We start from the raw sequence: 15,206 nt of genomic DNA, 5'->3' as shown, positions 1-15,206 counted from the left end.
AAGGGATCTCTCGGGGTTTTGCTTCATTGTGGAAAGATCTTAAACAGGTGGTCGTCCACGAGCTTCTCCACAGCGAGGAGTTTTCCAAACCCACAGACTCAGGAATCACCGTGGAACATCGTGAAACCGGAGAGATCTCCCCAGCCTTGAAACTGCGGACGATTTTCCCCAGAAGCTTCCTCTGATAAAGACCCAAGGCTGCGAACAGGTTTATCCACATGTGTCTTCCGCTCATCCTCGCCTCCGGCTCGCAAATCCGCGCCGAACTGCTCCGCGCGGCGGGCGTTTCCTTTGGAATCGAGGTCGCGCGCGTCGATGAAGAGTCGATTCGCGACTCACTTCTCGCGGAGGGCGCTCCGCCGCGTGACGTCGCCGACGCCTTGGCCGAGTATAAGGCGCGCAAAGTCTCCGACAAAAACCCCGGCGCGCTGGTGCTGGGTTGCGATCAGGTGCTGAGCTGCAACGGCACGCTCTATTCCAAGCCGCGCAGCCCCGAAGAGGCCCGTGCGCAGTTGATGGAGTTGCGGGGCCAGCGGCTCAGCCTGCTGTCGGCTGCGGTCATCTATGAAAACGCCGAGCCGGTCTGGCGCCATGTGGGTGTGGCGCGGCTGCGGATGCGCGAGTTTTCCGAAGCGTATCTCGACGACTATATAGAGCGAAACTGGGAAAGCCTGCGCAGCTCCGTCGGCGGCTTCAAGCTGGAGGAAGAGGGCGTGCGCCTGTTTGCCAGCATCGAGGGCAGTCATTTCACCATTCTCGGCCTGCCGCTGCTCGAGCTTCTGGCCTTTTTGCAGGGACGGGGGATCATTGCCGGATGACCGACCACAAGATTCCGCTCGCGGGCGTCATTGGCTCGCCCATCGCGCATTCCCGCTCGCCCCTGCTGCACGGCCACTGGCTGAAGCGCTACGGGCTGCCGGGGCATTACATCCCGATGGATGTGCCCGCCGCCAAACTGGCCGAGACGCTTCGGCTGCTGCCGCAGATCGGGTTCGTTGGGGTGAACATCACCATTCCGCATAAAGAGCGGGTGATGGAAATCGCCGATGTGGTCTCGGACCGGGCGACGCTGATCGGCGCGGCCAACACGCTGACCTTCCGCGACGACGGCAGCATCTATGCGGACAACACCGACGGCTACGGCTTTATCGAGAACCTGCGTCAGAGCGCGCCTGACTGGCAGGCGGCCAGCGGTCCGGCCGTAGTGCTGGGTGCGGGCGGCGCTTCGCGGGCAGTGATTGCCTCGCTGCTCGATGCGGGGGTGCCCAAGCTTTATCTCAGCAACCGGACCCGGACGCGCGCCGAAGCTCTGCGCGAGGATTTTGGCCAGCGCGTGCATGTGGTGGACTGGGTCCGCGCGGGCAATGTGCTCGAAGACGCAGCGACGGTGGTCAACACAAGCTCGCTTGGCATGGTCGGCAAGCCGGAACTGCGGGTGCCGCTGGATGGTCTGCGTCCGGGAACGTTGGTCACCGACATTGTCTATACCCCGCTCGAGACCCGGCTGTTGCGCATCGGGCGCGAGCTCGGCTGCACCTGCGTCGACGGTCTGGGCATGTTGCTGCATCAGGCGGTGCCCGGTTTCGAACGCTGGTTCGGCAAGCGCCCGGTGGTGGATGCCGACGCCCGCGCCGCGGTGCTGTGATGCGCTTCCGCCTCGGCCTCACCGGCTCCATCGGCATGGGAAAATCGCAAACCGCGGCGTTCTTCGCCGAGGCGGGTTGCGCGGTCTGGGATGCCGATGCGGCGGTGCATCGGCTCTATGGCGTGGGCGGCGCGGCGGTGGTGCCGATCCAAGAGATCTTTCCGCAGGCGATCAAGGACGGCATGGTTTCACGTGAATCCCTGCGCGAGGTGATCGCCGGGGACCCGGCGGCGCTGAAGCGGATCGAAGAGATCGTGCATCCCCTCGTCCGGCGCGACCGCGCGGAGTTTGCCGAAGGGAATGCCGGAAAAATCGGTGTCTTCGACATTCCCCTGCTGTATGAGACCGGTTCCGAAGCCGAGTTTGACGCGGTGGCCTGCGTGACCATCCCGGCAGATGTGCAACGCGCGCGGGTTCTGGCCCGTGGCACCATGAGCGCCGAGGATCTGGATCGCATTCTTGCGCGGCAAATGCCAAACGACGAAAAATGCGCCCGCGCGGATTTTGTGATCACAACCGACACGCTGGACCACGCGCGCGCGCAGGTTCAGGATGTGCTGAGAGAAATCGAAAGGCGGATCGATGCGTGAGATCGTTCTCGACACTGAAACCACCGGCTTCGAGCCGGAACAGGGCGACCGCATCGTCGAGATCGGCGCGGTCGAGCTTTATAATCACGTGCCGACGGGCAAGGTCTATCACCAGTACATCAACCCCGAGCGATCGATGCCGCAGGAGGCGTTCGAGGTGCACGGGCTGGGCGATGATTTCCTGCGCGACAAGCCGGTGTTTGCCAAAATCGTCGATGAGTTCATCGCCTTCGTCGGCACCGACGCCAAGCTGGTCATTCACAACGCCACGTTCGACGTGAAATTTCTCAACGCCGAGTTGAAGTGGGCGAACCGTCCGCAGCTTCCGAAAGATTGCGCCATCGACACGCTGATGATCGCGCGCAAGAAATTTCCCGGCTCTCCGGCGTCGCTGGATGCGCTCTGCCGCCGTTTCGGCATCGACAACTCCAGCCGGACGCTGCACGGCGCGCTGCTCGACAGTGAGATCCTGGCGGAAGTCTATCTGGAACTGATCGGTGGCAAGCAGCCGGATCTGGTGCTCGCGCCGGTGTCTTCGGGCCGCAACGCATCCGGCGGTGAAGAAGAATGGCGTCCGCAGCGCCGGGCGCAGCCCCTGCCCTCGCGGCTGACCGAAGAAGAAAAGGCGGCTCACGCCGCCTTTGTCGAGAAACTCGGAGAAAACGCGCTGTGGTCGCGGGGCTGACGCCCCGCATCCAAGCTTAGGCGTCGAGCTTGCGCTCTTCGCCAGCCGCCGCAGCAGCCTGCTGACGGCGCGCGATCTCGTTGCGGTAAAGCGCGACGAAATCGATGGTCTCGAGGTTCAGCGGCGGGAAGCCACCGTCACGGGTCACATCCGACACGATGCGGCGCACGAACGGGAAGAGCATCCGCGGGCACTCGATCAGCAGGAACGGGTGCAGTTGCTCTTGCGGCACGCCTTCGATGTTGAAGACACCGGCGTAATCCAGTTCGAGAAGGAACAGCATGTCGCCGTTCGACTTCGACTTGGACTCGACCTTCAGCTTCATCACCACTTCGTACTGGTTCTCGGCCGAGCGCTTTTTGGCGTCGAGGTTGACCTGAACCTGAACGTCAGGCTGCACGTCGCCGCTGACACCCTTCTGCGCGAGGATGTTCTCGAAGCTCATGTCGCGCACGAACTGCGCGAGGACGTTCATCTTCACCGGTGCCGGGGTCTGTTCGGCAGCGGCGCCGTTCTCGGTTGCTACTTCAGCCATGGAAAGCTCCTGTTGGAATTTTGTATACCGAATAGCAGCCCGGGATAGGCGGCTCAATGCTTAGTCCAGCCTGACCCCGGGTGATTGGGACGTTTCGACGGGGGCACCTCGGTATAGTCGCCCTCGATCACATCATCTTCGCGCGGGCCGGGACGATAGCGTTCCGCCTGCGGCCCTTGATGCGTGCCGGGACCGGCCTGCGTGCGCGGCCCCTGCCCGCCCATTTCAAAGCGCTGTACCTTGATCCGGCTCGAGATGAACCGCATCACCGCGTCGCGCACCGCCGGGATCAGCAGCGCGAACCCGCAGGCATCGGTAAAGAAACCGGGGGTCAGCAGCAGTGCGCCGGAAAACAGGATCATCGCGCCATGCGCCAGCGGCCGCGTCGGGTCCTGCAGCTGCGAGAACGAGTTTTGCAGGTCAGACAGCGCCCGCAGCCCCTCGCGCCGGACCAGCGCGGTGCCCAAGATGGCGGTCAGCAGCACGATCATCAGCGTTGGCCAGAGCCCGATAAGCCCCCCGACCTGAATGAACAGTGCAATCTCGATCAGCGGCACTGCGACGAATGCCAGAAAAAGCCACATGGCCTCACTCCTTTTTCGCTGAGCGTGCACCGGTAGACTTGGCGCCGCCCAGTGCCTACATAGGAAGGCACCGATGAATTTTCCATGTTTGCCCATGAGGTGCCGATGAATATGCCGATCGTCCAGCTGCTGGTTCTTGCCGCGATCGCGATCTTTTTGATCCTGCGCCTGCGCAGCGTGCTGGGCACACGCGACGGTTTCGAGAAGCCTCCTGTGCAGGCACCGGCCTCGCGCGATACCGCCCGCCGTGACTTCGAGGTGATCGAAGGCGGACCCGACCACGACATCATCGACCATGTGCCCGAGGGCAGCCCCTCGGCAGAGGCGCTGGCCAAGATGAAGGCGGCTGAGCCGAGCTTCAACGTCGGCGAATTCCTTGGCGGTGCCCGTGGCGCCTATGAGATGATCCTCATGGGGTTCGAGCGCGGCGAGGTCGAGGAACTGAAGCCTTTCCTTGCGCCCGAGGTCTATGACAGCTTTGCCGAGGTGCTCGAAAGCCGCCGTCAGCAGGGTCTGACCATCGAGGCCGAGTTTGTCGGCGTGCGCGAGATGACCCTCGCCGAAGCGACCTTTGACGAGGTCACGAAACTGGCCGAGATCACCGTGCGCTACACCGGCGAGCTGACCTCTGTGGTGAAAGATGCGACTGGAGCGGTCATCGAAGGCAGCCCAACTTCGGTGAAACGTCAGAAGGACGTCTGGACCTATGCCCGTAACATGGGTAGCGACGATCCGAACTGGCAGCTGGTCGCGACCGACGAATGAGGCGCGCGATCCGGGCGGCCGTGCTGACAGGAGCAATGCTGACAGGTGCCATGGCCGCTGCGGAGAGCGAAACCAGCTACGAGATCCTGAGCTTCGGCGATCTCGACGGATGGGCGACGGATGATCATTCCGCCGCCCTTTCGGTTTTTCTGAACACATGTGGCGATATGAACGATCCCGACTGGGGATCGCTCTGCGCTCTGGCTCGAGACACCGACGACGCGCGCGGCTTCTTCGAGCTGCTGTTCCGCCCGGTGCTGATCTCGGGCGCACCCGAGGATGCCGAGGAAGAAGGCCATGACGGGCTGTTCACCGGCTATTTCGAGCCCGAGCTGAACGGCGCGCTGCAGCCGGACGAGCGCTATGCCTACCCGATCTACAGCCTGCCTCCCGAGATTGGCGAGACCGAGGGGCCGTGGCTGTCGCGCCGCGACATTCTCAGCGGCGACGTGATGAAGGATCGCGGGCTCGAGATCGCTTGGGTCGATGACCCGGTAGAGCTTTTCTTTCTGCAGGTTCAGGGCTCGGGCCGCATTCGCCTGCCCAATGGCCATCATCTGCGCGTCGGGTATGGCGGTGCCAATGGCCACCCCTACCGCTCCATCGGCAAGGAGTTGGTCAGCCGCGGCACCTTCGATCTGCATCAGGTGTCGGCGCAGGTGATCAAGACTTGGGTGCGTGAGAACCCCGAGGCCGGGCTGGAGCTGCTTTATCACAATCCGTCTTACGTCTTTTTCCGCGAAGTTAGCGAAGTTCCGGCCGAGCTTGGCCCGCTTGGCGCGATGAACCGCTCGATCACGCCGCTGCGCTCGATTGCGGTCGATCCCGCCTATGTGCCGCTGGGCGCACCGGTGTGGATCGAAAAAGAAGGCGCCGAGCCCATGCACCGGCTGATGATCGCGCAGGACACCGGCTCGGCGATCAAGGGACCGCAGCGGGCCGATATCTTCATGGGCACCGGCGATGAGGCCGGACGCCGTGCTGGCACGATGAAGGATCCGGGGCGGCTGGTGGTGCTTCTGCCGATCCAGCGCGCCTATGCGCTTTTGCCGGAGTCGGTGCTTTGAGCCGCCGAAAGCTGCGTCCCGACGAGGTGGAACTGTGGGAAATGGTCGCCCGCAGCGCCGAAAAGCTGCCCGGTCGCAAAGTGACGCCCGAGACCCCTGCCCCGAAGTCCGCGAAACCCAAGACCTCCAAGCTGCGCAAACCGCTGCCGCCGCCGCGCGATCCGATGGGAGATTTCGCCTTGGGTGCACGCGCGCCAAGCCCGGCGGAACGGCATGATTTCTACGCCTCCACCTCGGACCGGCTGGCCAAGGACCCGGTGCGCATGGATGCCAAGGCCTTTGGCCGCCTGAAGCGCGGCAAGCTGCAGCCCGAGGCGCGGCTCGACCTGCATGGCATGACGCTGGATCAGGCGCATGGCGAATTGGCGCGGTTTATCCTTGGCGCGCAGCTGCGCGGCTTTCGTCTGGTGCTGGTGATCACCGGCAAGGGCATGCGCGAGGACCCGCATGATCCGATGCCGCGCCGCCGCGGTGTGCTCAAGACGCAGGTGCCGCAATGGCTGCGGATGCCGCCCGTGGGCCAATGCGTGCTGCAAATCTCCGAGGCCCATATCAAGCACGGCGGCGGCGGGGCCTATTACGTCTATCTCAAGCGGCGGCGGTAGCGCACCGCCCGCCCCTCAGCCGAGGATCATCTCGGCGTGGTCGGCAAGATAGATGCGCAGCCACGGGGTAAATGCCTCTGGCTCTGCGGCGATGCGGGCGCGCAGCGCATCAAGCGACAGCCACTCGGTCTGCATCACTTCCTCGGGGTTCGGCGCGGGCTCGACCCCTACCCCAACCTCGGCGACATAGATCTCGACCACCTCATGCTCGGTCATGCCGCCCCCCACTTCGGCGCGGTATTCGACCTGCCCGCGGTGCTGCGGCTCCAGCGCCTTCAGCCCAAGCTCTTCATCGAGCCGCCGAATGGCGCAGTCGCGCGGCTCTTCGCCCCAATGCGGATGGGTGCAGCAGGTGTTCGCCCAAAGACCCGGCGTGTGGTACTTCCCAAGGGCGCGGCGCTGCAGCAGCGTCTGCCCACCGCGCATGACAAAGACCGACACAGCCTTGTGCCGCAACCCCTTGAGATGCACGTCGAGCTTGTCCGCCGGAGCCAGTTGGCCGTCGATCCAAGCGGGAATGTCCTGCGCCATGCCGCGCCTCCTTTCGAGGCGTCTGTTTCCTCTGCCGTGGCCGCAAGGTCAAGAAGCACGATTTCCTCTCGCGCTGTCATTAGGTCGCAGCGCATGGTGCAACAATGTGGTCTAGGAAGGTCTCACGGAGACGCGCAACGGGAGATGGTCATGAAAACCAAGATGATTTTGAGCTTTGCCCTGCTCGCAATGGCAGGCACCGCACAGGCCGAAGGCGATGTCGAGGAAGGCAAGAAAACCTTCGAACGCCGCTGCCGGGCCTGTCACATGATCCAGGATGATGCCGGTGAGGCGATCCAGCGCGGCGGGCGCACCGGTCCGAACCTTTATGGGGTCGTTGGCCGCACCGCCGGCACCGAGGACGGCTTTCGCTATCGCGACTCCATCGTCGAAGCCGGCGAAAAGGGTCTGGTCTGGGATGAGGCATCGCTCGAGGCCTACGTGCAGGACCCCAGTGCGTTTCTGCAGGAGTTCCTCGACGATAAAAGCGCCCGCTCCGGCATGACCTTCAAGCTGCGCGAAGGCATGGAAGACGTTTACGCCTACCTCGCGACCTTCTCAAACTAAGCGGCACCAAAGCGGCATTGCGCCCGCGGTCACACCGCAAAGCAAAAGGGGCGCTCCGGTTGGAGCGCCCCTTCTCTATTCAGACCTTTAGATCACGCGATCAGAAGGCATTCGCCGCAGAAACCGTGCGCTGCGTGGTGGTCACGCCGCTGTTGACGATGCTGAGCAGCGTCTGCAGGCCTGCAAGCGGGCTCTCGGTCGCCAGAACCACGTCGTCGGGGTAGATCTGGAATTTGCGTGCGGCGAACAATCCGTCAGCGCTGGTCAGATCAAAGGTAAACACCACCTGCTGCATGTTCGGCGCGCTGCCGTCCGAGCGCAGTTGGCGCGGGGAATATTCGCGCAGCACCATGACGCCCTTGGGATCGGCGCGCACATCATAGAGGCCGCCCATCAGCGACAGCGCCTCAAGCGCGTTCACCTCTTCCTTCGGGAAGTTCACCACCGTCTGCCGCGACGAGGCGCCCATGCCGGTGAAGGTGCGGTCATCTTCTTCGACAACCACCGTATCGCCGGGCAGCAGCAGCGTGTTGTAAGAGCCGCTTCCCAGCAAGGTGTTGGCGGAAATCTCATAGGTGGCGCCCTGCCGGATCAGGCGCACCAGCGGGTTCTTCATCGTGCTGCTGATCCCGCCTGCATCTGCGATGAGGCCGAGGATCTTGTAGTTGCGCGAGGGCATCGCGTAGCTGCCGGGCGAGGAAACACCGCCGACCATCTCGACCGAATTGCTGCGGCCCTGCGTCAGGCTGAGCTGCACCTGCGCGGTCGGCACGATCGCTTCGAGCTTGCTCTGGATGCGCTGCCGGGCCGAGTTCGGGGTCAGGCCGCGGATGAACACCTCATCCACATACGGCAGGAAGATCGCGCCGTTCGCGCCAACCTCGACATTGGGCATCTCGGTCGATTTCTCGGACGGGTTGGTCAGCAGCGAGTTTTCCTGACTGTCCCAAATGCGGATGTTCACGAGATCGCCGGTCTGGATGACGCTTTGGTTGGCGCCGGTCGAGGTGCCAAGCCAGTTGCGATCCATCTCGGGGCCGGTGCGCGGCCAAGACGCGATCAGCGGCATATTGGCCCGTGTCACGTCGATCACCTGAAAGCTGGGGTATTCGGCGTCGGCCTCGGACAGAACCTCGGATTGCACGGCGGCGCCGCGAGGCAGCGAACAGCCTCCGAGAATGGCAACGCCAGCAACTAGGGCAATCAGGTTACGCGAGAGTTTCGACACAATGAGCTCCGGACACTTCCGAGGGTTTCTAAACTTCCTGCCAAGGTGATAGACAGTTTCGACGCTTGGGAAAAGTCGCTTGCTGGGCAGCGCTCCCGAGGCTTGGCATTTCTTTGCGCGGCGTTGCGCAGTTGCTTGCGGAGAACGGACGGAAATGACGCTTTCGAAGCGGCTGCTCGACATTATTCTGGCGGCCTTCCTGCTGGTCTTGCTGTGTCTTCCGATCCTGCTGATCTGCCTTGCGATCCTGCTGCGCGATGGCCGCCCGGTGCTTTATCTTTCGGAGCGGATGAAAACGCCGGACGAGGGGTTTCGCCTCTGGAAATTCCGCACCATGCGCCCCGATAGGGCTGACCGTGGCGTCTCTGGCGGTGATAAAACCGCCCGCATCACACATACGGGAAAATTTCTCAGACGCTACCGGCTCGATGAACTGCCGCAGCTTTGGAACATTCTGCGCGGTGACATCAGCTTTGTCGGCCCGCGCCCGCCATTGCGCCGCTACACCGAGATGTTCCCCGAACTCTACGGCAAAGTGCTGCGCGCACGGCCCGGCGTGACGGGGCTGGCCACCCTCGCCTTTCACCGGACCGAAGAGCGGCTGCTGGCGCCCTGCCGCGATGCGGACGAGACCGAGGCCGTCTATTGCCGCCGCTGCGTGCCGCGCAAGGCCCAGCTCGACCTGATCTACGCCCGCCGCCGCAGCCTGTGCTATGATCTCAAGCTCATGGCAGCGACGGTGATCAGGCGCATCTCGCTGCATTAGACGTCACTTCTGCAGCTGCGTCATCGTCACATAGCCGGTGGTTTCGCCCAGCCATTGCCGCGAGCCTAGGATCTCTCCGGACCCATCCACCAAGTAATAGTCGACGAAGGGCTTGCCGTCCTCGCTGGTGCAGGCGGCGAGCATTTCCGTCACGCCGGCGCGGATCCGTCCCTGCGCAAGATCGACGCGCTCGTCGGGCTCGACGTTGCAGCGATAGCTGATCTCGCGGGTCACGTCCTCGGCGGTGAGAAACCGCTGCATATAGGCGACATTGCCGGTACCGCGGCCCCGCACGAGCCGCAGCAGCGCATCTTCCTCGACCGACATCAGATCGCCGCCAAGCCCGCGGGTGCCGGTGATCATGCCGTGCCGCAGGACGATGGCCTGACGTTCGGCGGTCCCATAGGTGCGATGCTCGCCATTGCGCTCGATCTGCGCGGCGATGGCTTCGGAGTTGCGCGCGTTGATACGCAGCAGGATCACCGGCAGGTCGGTCGCGGCAAGGGTCTGCGCGATCACCTCGTCGGTGAGCCCTTGGGGGCTTGCCGCGTCGGATTTCTGGAAGAAGCCGGTGTAGGCGGCTTCAAAGATCGGATCGCGGGTCTGGTCGTTGCCGCAGGCGGCCAGCGTGGCCAGCAGCCCGGCAAAAAGACCGGCGCGGCGCAGGGTCTTGAAGCTCATCGCCAGAATCTCCCCCAGGATGCGGCCACATCGGGCTCGTGGTTTTCGCGGATGCGCTCGTAGAGCCGGTCGTCGATATTGAGCTTCGCACCGCCGTCACGCTGCACAGACCGCAGGGTGATCGTGCTGTCGGCACGCGACGGCTCGCCGGTGCCGATGGCAACCGGGATGGTGATGAACAGACCCTTGTCGAACGACCCCTCGCCAAAGTCCTCGGACGAGACATCGGTTTTCGTCGCGAAGGCACCGATGCGCCAGCCGTTGACGAATTCGCGGGTGACCGTCAGCGTCGCACCGGAGTCGCCCGCGATGTAGCGCCCGACATCAAGCTGCGCGTTGTAGCCCTGACCGAAGTCGTAATAGGCCGAGATATGGCCGTTCACATGCGGGAAGCTGCGGGTGATGCCGCTGACCGGATCGGTGGTCTCATTGCCCTGCACGCCAAACAGCATGTCAAAGTCGCGCCGCTCCACATAGTTCACTTCGGCCCCAAGCGCGAAGCGGCTGTCGGCGGGTTTCCACAGCACCTCGGTCGAGGCACCGGCATACATCGGCTCGAGATAGCCAAGCGTCAGACGGCCATAAAGCTCGGGCGCCAGCTTGCCGTAGAAACCAAGCGTCAGGCGCGGGATCGACGGATCGCTCTCGCGGGCGAACTCGCCGTAATCGGTGCGCACGCGCGGCAGCTTCGACTCGTCCTCGCGGTTGATGTCGTCGAGGTTGCCAAAGATCTTCTTGTTGACCGAGCCGCTGAGCACGATGTTCGGCGTGATCTCATAGGTGCCGCGCAGGGACGCGCCAAGGTCGAGCCGCAGCGGGCCCTCGGGATCGAAAGTGCTGTAGGCGTAATAGGGCGCCAGCGACCAGCGGAAGCGCGGATAGGAGTCGAGTGTCATCGGCGGCGTATTGGCAGAGGTGGCCTCGCCAAAGCGGGTGCGCGCCAGCATGTCGGTGGCGGCCTCATTCTCCAGCGCCTCGATATCCGAGCGGCGCATGGTCACGGTCGAGGCCGGCATGCCGTTCTGCGAAGGGATGATGACGAATTCTTCGACCGAGGCGGGCAGCACGCGGCTCATGCTGCGCGCGGCACGGCCAATCGCCTGCGCCGGAGCGCCGTATTTGTCGTTGCGCAGCCGCAGCGTCGCGCGGCGCGGCTCCAGTCGGAAGCCTTGCAGTTCGAGGTTATCCCGCTCGAGGCTCTTCGCCAGCCGAGCCTCGGTCGAGGCTTCGGCAGTGGCAAGATCGCTGGCCCAGCCCAGATCGTTCACATCCGCGGGCTGGCGCGGCTTCACAGGGCTCGGCGCGCTTTCGATGCCGCCGGGCACCCCCAGCGTCTTGGGGTTCATCGGCAGCGTCACCTGCGCGCCCAGCGTGGTGCCATGGGCCAGATAGAGCGACAGCTGCGTGCCGCCGTCGAAATGATAGTCGAGCCCGAGGTTGATCGGGCTGTTCTGTTCGAAGTCTGCCTGTTCGCTTTCGGTGTCATAAGCGTCCGAGGAATATTCGATCTTGTAGGTCAGGCGCTTGTTCGGCGACCAGCTGATGCCGCCGAAGGGCGCGATATCGCCGCGGAACCAGCGGTCTGTGGTGGGCTGGCCGCCGGTGCCCAGCACCTCTTGCGAGCGTTCCCCAAAGCCGCCAAAGCCGCCATTGCTTGCCAGTCGGCCCCAGCCGAGGCCACCGGTGACTTGCAGACCGGGGTAAAGCGTCTTGGTCGCGACGATATATTCGCCGCTGTAGATGCCGGTGCCGATGAAGTCCTGCAGGCCGACAACCACCGAGGGGCGCCAGTTGCTCTCGGTCAGGATCTGGAAACGCACATCGAAGCTGCGGTCATAATAGACGCCATCGACCGAGGCCGGATGGTCGAAATCGCCAATGCCGGTGTAGCGGAAGGTGCCGATCATCCGCGGCATGATCTGGAAGCTGAGCGAGCCGCGGTTGGCGGTGCCCATACGCCCATAGGTCAGGGCCAGCGTGGCGTCGGGCGCCATGTTCGCGTCCGGCATGTCGATGAGGCCCGGCAGGCCGTAAAGGTTGAAGCTCGGAACACTGTCCGCCCAGGCGATGCTCGAAAGCGCCGTCGCCCCGGCCAGAAGTGCCGCGATACCCGCCCGTCTTGCCATCCTGCCCTCACCTGCCCTTGAACTTGCCCTGACGTCTTTTGCCCAGAGCTAGAGCTTTCTCTGCCCTCTGTCCATTCATCCCGGCGGCGCAAAGCGGCAACTGTGGGATCCTCGGCACGTCGGATGACGCGCTCTGCGGGCTCTCTACCCGGCCTCTGGCCCCGGAAACTGTCCTCATTTGGAAGTTTTAAGGCAGGGGTAACCGCGCGCGCCTATTGCTGGTGTGGGGTGTTTGGAAGGTGGTGGATATGGCCGTCGACAGCAATGTCGCGCCAGTCATCATCAAGCGGAAGAAAAAGGGTGGCGGCCATGGGCATCATGGCGGCGCCTGGAAGGTCGCCTATGCGGATTTCGTGACGGCGATGATGGCTTTCTTCATGCTGATGTGGCTGCTCAACGCGACGACCGAGAAACAGCGCAAGGGGCTGGCGGATTACTTCAACCCGACGATCGCGGTGGCGCGGATTTCGGGTGGCGGAGACGGGCTCATGGGGGGGGACAGCACCTTCTCCGAGAACGTTCTGCCGCGCATGGGCACCGGCTCGACCTCGCTTCAGGCGACAGAGATGCATGCGGCGCGGGGCAGCGTGAGCTCCGGCACCGCAGAGCCCGATGCCGCCGAAGTGGCCGCGCTCGAGGAACTGCGGGACCGGCTCACCGGGCGCCATGGCGAAAGCATGGTCGATGACGGGTTGATGCGCCATGTGGTGACGCGGGTCACAGATGAGGGGCTGGTGGTCGAACTGTTCGAGACCGCCGATGCGCCGCTCTTCGAGCCTGACGGCAGCCCGACGTATCTGCTGCGGCGGCTGTCGCAGATCATCGCCAGAGCGGCAGAAATGGTGCGCAACCCGCTGGCCATCGAAGGCCATGTGCCCGCCGCTCCGATCGTTCTGGCGCGGGATTCCTCGTGGGAAAGATCGGCGGACCGGGCAGGGCAGATGCGTGCGTTGCTGGGGCAGGCGGGGGTGCCGAAAGGGCGCATTGCGCGGGTGACCTCGCATGCGGACCGCGAGCCTGCGCGCGCCAACCCGATGGACCCGCGCAATGGCCGGATCGAGGTGATCTTCCTGCGCCAGAAATGAGGGGCGGCTTCGGCTCTCTTCCCGCTTTCTGGGCGGTCCTCTTGGCGGCTGCGGGCGAAGTCTTAGGGATTTTACCTGTTAGCGCGGCGTTAAACCCGCGTCCTTAGTCTCGGAGGGGACGGGAACAGGTGACAGCAGAAAGGCGCGTCCATGACCATCTCTTCGTCTCTCAACGCAGGTGTTTCGGGGCTCACGGCGAATGCCAGTCGGCTGGCGGCGATCTCTGACAATATCGCCAACTCCTCGACCTACGGCTACCGAAGGGCCGAGACCGAGTTCAACTCGCTCGTGATGACCGATGGCGGCCGGTCCTATACTGCGGGCGGGGTGATGTCCTCGAACATGCGGCTGGTGGATCAGAAGGGATCGCTGGTCACCACCAGCAATGCCACCGATCTTGCGGTTCGGGGCAGGGGCATGCTGCCGGTGGTCGCTGGCCCCCAGTATGAGGCAAGCCCCGGTGAACCCGAGCTTTTGCTCACCTCCACCGGCTCCTTCAGGATCAATGAAAACGGCTACCTCGCGAATGAGGCAGGCTACTACTTGCTGGGCTGGCCCGCAGATATCGATGGGACGATACCGAACTTCCCGCGGGACACGGTCGACGGGATGGAACCGGTGCAGTTCAGCCTCAACCTTCAGGGCGATCCGACCACCGCCGTGGAAATGAGCCTCAACCTGCCAGCCACCGCGACGATGGACGTCTCTGACGGAGCCTCCGAGACGCTCTCGGTCGAATATTTCGACAATCTTGGCGTGTCGCAGAATATTTCCCTGACCTTCACACCGACCGTGCCGGCGACGGGCATGTCCAACGAATGGACCATCGTGATGACCGACAGCGCCTCTGCGGGCGCGGTGATCGGTGAATATGTGGTGACCTTCGATGACACACGGGGCAGCGGCGGGACGATCAACACAGTCACCACGGTGAGCGGCGGCGCCTATAGCGGCGCGACCGGCCTTCTTACGGTGAATGTTGCCGGTGGACCGATCGAGTTCGACATTGGCGCGATTGGCGACAGCAACGGTCTGTCGCAGCTCTCCAACAGCTTTGCCCCCATCGCCATCACCAAGGACGGCTCACCGGTGGGCAATATGGTCTCGGTCGAGGTCGATGAGAATGGCTATGTGAACGCGCTCTATGACAGTGGGGTCAGCAAGACGCTCTACCAGATTCCGCTCGCCGATCTGCCCAATCCCAACGGCATGATCCCGATGGACAACCAGACCTTCAAGCCCTCGCCGGAAAGTGGATCCTATTTCCTATGGGATGCGGGCGACGGGCCGACGGGCGACATCAAATCCTACGCCCGCGAGGAATCGACCACCGATGTGGCGCAGGAACTGACCGACATGATCCAGACGCAGCGGGCCTATTCCTCGAACGCCAAGGTGATTCAGACGGTCGCGTTATCCTTGGCGTTGGCGACGCTTTTGCCGGTGGAAATCTCGCCTTGGGTCGTAGCCAAGTTCATATTGATAGACTTGAGGGTCTGCAGCGCGACCATCGCGCCATTGTTCGTCAGGATGCTAGACATTAGGTTTTCGTCCTTGGATTCGACGCTTTGCGCCATTTTGCCATCGGCCACTGCAGCCCTGCCGCCGCGGCCCCTTCGGACGTCGTTCTGACGAAGCAGCCGGAGAGCTTGTCCCCCCTGCGCCATCCATTCGGGATGCCCTCACACGCTAGGCTTGCTCTTCTTAAGGCAACGCTAAATCGCGAGCGATTTGTGTCCCCTCTCC

Annotated in this window: 17 protein-coding genes; 11 read left to right on the top strand and 6 right to left on the bottom strand. The window is 63.5% G+C overall.

Translation table 11 applies throughout. The features are described 5' to 3' along the window. The first annotated feature begins 218 nt into the window (after positions 1 to 218). The 4 genes from G0A00_RS02665 to dnaQ are packed head-to-tail and all read left to right on the top strand — an operon-like array spanning position 219 to position 2,920. The gene (locus G0A00_RS02665; protein ID WP_164178470.1) at positions 219 to 818 is read left to right on the top strand and encodes a nucleoside triphosphate pyrophosphatase; all 600 of its coding nucleotides are present in this window, start codon (positions 219 to 221) and stop codon (positions 816 to 818) included. Then, positions 815 to 1,645, top strand: coding sequence for a shikimate dehydrogenase (locus G0A00_RS02660; RefSeq protein WP_066103465.1), 831 nt, complete (start codon positions 815 to 817; stop codon positions 1,643 to 1,645). Before G0A00_RS02665 ends, G0A00_RS02660 begins: the two co-directional genes overlap by 4 nt. Next, complete coding sequence (gene coaE, locus G0A00_RS02655) at positions 1,645 to 2,235, top strand: dephospho-CoA kinase (RefSeq protein ID WP_164178469.1); 591 nt, start codon at positions 1,645 to 1,647, stop codon at positions 2,233 to 2,235. Before G0A00_RS02660 ends, coaE begins: the two co-directional genes overlap by 1 nt. Next, a complete protein-coding gene (gene dnaQ / locus G0A00_RS02650; protein WP_164178467.1) occupies positions 2,228 to 2,920 on the top strand; it encodes a DNA polymerase III subunit epsilon in 693 nt (230 codons plus the stop codon). Before coaE ends, dnaQ begins: the two co-directional genes overlap by 8 nt. A 16-nt stretch (positions 2,921 to 2,936) precedes the next feature. Here dnaQ and secB read toward each other — a convergent pair whose 3' ends face one another. Together secB and G0A00_RS02640 are read right to left on the bottom strand one after the other, a co-directional pair. Then, positions 2,937 to 3,455, bottom strand: a complete 519-nt coding sequence (secB, locus tag G0A00_RS02645) for a protein-export chaperone SecB (RefSeq protein ID WP_164178465.1) — start codon at positions 3,453 to 3,455, stop codon at positions 2,937 to 2,939. Positions 3,456 to 3,508: 53 nt separating this feature from the next. Then, positions 3,509 to 4,039, bottom strand: a complete 531-nt coding sequence (locus G0A00_RS02640; protein ID WP_164178462.1) for an FxsA family protein — start codon at positions 4,037 to 4,039, stop codon at positions 3,509 to 3,511. Between the two features lie 105 nt (positions 4,040 to 4,144). On the opposite strand from G0A00_RS02640, the gene G0A00_RS02635 reads away from it, so the two are divergent. From G0A00_RS02635 to G0A00_RS02625, 3 genes are read left to right on the top strand one after another with little or no spacing between them, the layout of a single operon-like run. Next, entirely contained in the window at positions 4,145 to 4,804 is a 660-nt protein-coding gene (locus tag G0A00_RS02635) for a Tim44/TimA family putative adaptor protein (protein ID WP_164178864.1), read from the top strand. Beyond that, positions 4,801 to 5,871 carry a murein transglycosylase A gene (locus G0A00_RS02630; RefSeq protein WP_164178460.1) on the top strand — a complete coding sequence of 357 codons (1,071 nt, stop codon included), beginning with the start codon at positions 4,801 to 4,803 and terminating at the stop codon, positions 5,869 to 5,871. The genes G0A00_RS02635 and G0A00_RS02630 overlap by 4 nt, the downstream gene beginning before the upstream one ends. Continuing rightward, entirely contained in the window at positions 5,868 to 6,476 is a 609-nt protein-coding gene (locus tag G0A00_RS02625) for a Smr/MutS family protein (RefSeq protein ID WP_066103475.1), read from the top strand. The genes G0A00_RS02630 and G0A00_RS02625 overlap by 4 nt, the downstream gene beginning before the upstream one ends. A gap of 15 nt (positions 6,477 to 6,491) precedes the next feature. On the opposite strand, the gene idi is transcribed toward G0A00_RS02625, so the two are convergent. Next, the gene (idi, locus tag G0A00_RS02620) at positions 6,492 to 7,007 is read right to left on the bottom strand and encodes an isopentenyl-diphosphate Delta-isomerase (protein ID WP_164178458.1); all 516 of its coding nucleotides are present in this window, start codon (positions 7,005 to 7,007) and stop codon (positions 6,492 to 6,494) included. Between the two features lie 150 nt (positions 7,008 to 7,157). On the opposite strand from idi, the gene G0A00_RS02615 reads away from it, so the two are divergent. Further along, positions 7,158 to 7,574, top strand: coding sequence for a cytochrome c family protein (locus G0A00_RS02615; protein WP_164178456.1), 417 nt, complete (start codon positions 7,158 to 7,160; stop codon positions 7,572 to 7,574). A gap of 100 nt (positions 7,575 to 7,674) precedes the next feature. On the opposite strand, the gene G0A00_RS02610 is transcribed toward G0A00_RS02615, so the two are convergent. After that, positions 7,675 to 8,802: a polysaccharide biosynthesis/export family protein gene (locus G0A00_RS02610; RefSeq protein WP_368667652.1), complete on the bottom strand. Its 1,128-nt coding sequence runs from the start codon at positions 8,800 to 8,802 to the stop codon at positions 7,675 to 7,677. Positions 8,803 to 8,956: 154 nt separating this feature from the next. On the opposite strand from G0A00_RS02610, the gene G0A00_RS02605 reads away from it, so the two are divergent. Continuing rightward, on the top strand, positions 8,957 to 9,568 hold the full coding sequence (locus tag G0A00_RS02605) for a sugar transferase (protein ID WP_164178452.1): 612 nt from the start codon (positions 8,957 to 8,959) through the stop codon (positions 9,566 to 9,568). Positions 9,569 to 9,571: 3 nt separating this feature from the next. Here G0A00_RS02605 and G0A00_RS02600 read toward each other — a convergent pair whose 3' ends face one another. Beyond that, positions 9,572 to 10,249 (bottom strand): YjbF family lipoprotein, encoded by a 678-nt coding sequence (locus G0A00_RS02600; protein ID WP_164178450.1) that lies wholly within the window; start codon positions 10,247 to 10,249, stop codon positions 9,572 to 9,574. Next, positions 10,246 to 12,375: a YjbH domain-containing protein gene (locus G0A00_RS02595; RefSeq protein ID WP_164178448.1), complete on the bottom strand. Its 2,130-nt coding sequence runs from the start codon at positions 12,373 to 12,375 to the stop codon at positions 10,246 to 10,248. Before G0A00_RS02595 ends, G0A00_RS02600 begins: the two co-directional genes overlap by 4 nt. A gap of 248 nt (positions 12,376 to 12,623) precedes the next feature. Between G0A00_RS02595 and G0A00_RS02590 the strand changes: the two genes are divergently transcribed. Then, a complete protein-coding gene (locus G0A00_RS02590) occupies positions 12,624 to 13,460 on the top strand; it encodes a flagellar motor protein MotB (protein WP_164178446.1) in 837 nt (278 codons plus the stop codon). A gap of 150 nt (positions 13,461 to 13,610) precedes the next feature. Beyond that, positions 13,611 to 15,092, top strand: coding sequence for a flagellar hook protein FlgE (locus G0A00_RS02585; RefSeq protein WP_164178444.1), 1,482 nt, complete (start codon positions 13,611 to 13,613; stop codon positions 15,090 to 15,092). Positions 15,093 to 15,206: the final 114 nt, after the last annotated feature.

It is taken from the genome of Salipiger sp. PrR002, from assembly GCF_010500775.1.
Classification (GTDB): domain Bacteria; phylum Pseudomonadota; class Alphaproteobacteria; order Rhodobacterales; family Rhodobacteraceae; genus Salipiger.
Note: the sequence above shows the minus strand (reverse complement) of the source record. Positions and strands in the feature narration are given on the sequence as shown.

What these genes read in the sequence shown, in the direction of transcription:
- G0A00_RS02665 (WP_164178470.1), top strand. Translation starts at nt 219, where the DNA reads ATGTGTCTTCCGCTCATCCTCGCCTCCGGCTCGCAAATCCGCGCCGAA.
- G0A00_RS02660 (WP_066103465.1), top strand. Translation starts at nt 815, where the DNA reads ATGACCGACCACAAGATTCCGCTCGCGGGCGTCATTGGCTCGCCCATC.
- coaE (WP_164178469.1), top strand. Translation starts at nt 1,645, where the DNA reads ATGCGCTTCCGCCTCGGCCTCACCGGCTCCATCGGCATGGGAAAATCG.
- dnaQ (WP_164178467.1), top strand. Translation starts at nt 2,228, where the DNA reads ATGCGTGAGATCGTTCTCGACACTGAAACCACCGGCTTCGAGCCGGAA.
- secB (WP_164178465.1), bottom strand. Translation starts at nt 3,455, where the DNA reads ATGGCTGAAGTAGCAACCGAGAACGGCGCCGCTGCCGAACAGACCCCG.
- G0A00_RS02640 (WP_164178462.1), bottom strand. Translation starts at nt 4,039, where the DNA reads ATGTGGCTTTTTCTGGCATTCGTCGCAGTGCCGCTGATCGAGATTGCA.
- G0A00_RS02635 (WP_164178864.1), top strand. Translation starts at nt 4,145, where the DNA reads ATGAATATGCCGATCGTCCAGCTGCTGGTTCTTGCCGCGATCGCGATC.
- G0A00_RS02630 (WP_164178460.1), top strand. Translation starts at nt 4,801, where the DNA reads ATGAGGCGCGCGATCCGGGCGGCCGTGCTGACAGGAGCAATGCTGACA.
- idi (WP_164178458.1), bottom strand. Translation starts at nt 7,007, where the DNA reads ATGGCGCAGGACATTCCCGCTTGGATCGACGGCCAACTGGCTCCGGCG.
- G0A00_RS02615 (WP_164178456.1), top strand. Translation starts at nt 7,158, where the DNA reads ATGAAAACCAAGATGATTTTGAGCTTTGCCCTGCTCGCAATGGCAGGC.
- G0A00_RS02605 (WP_164178452.1), top strand. Translation starts at nt 8,957, where the DNA reads ATGACGCTTTCGAAGCGGCTGCTCGACATTATTCTGGCGGCCTTCCTG.
- G0A00_RS02600 (WP_164178450.1), bottom strand. Translation starts at nt 10,249, where the DNA reads ATGAGCTTCAAGACCCTGCGCCGCGCCGGTCTTTTTGCCGGGCTGCTG.
- G0A00_RS02595 (WP_164178448.1), bottom strand. Translation starts at nt 12,375, where the DNA reads ATGGCAAGACGGGCGGGTATCGCGGCACTTCTGGCCGGGGCGACGGCG.
- G0A00_RS02590 (WP_164178446.1), top strand. Translation starts at nt 12,624, where the DNA reads ATGGCCGTCGACAGCAATGTCGCGCCAGTCATCATCAAGCGGAAGAAA.
- G0A00_RS02585 (WP_164178444.1), top strand. Translation starts at nt 13,611, where the DNA reads ATGACCATCTCTTCGTCTCTCAACGCAGGTGTTTCGGGGCTCACGGCG.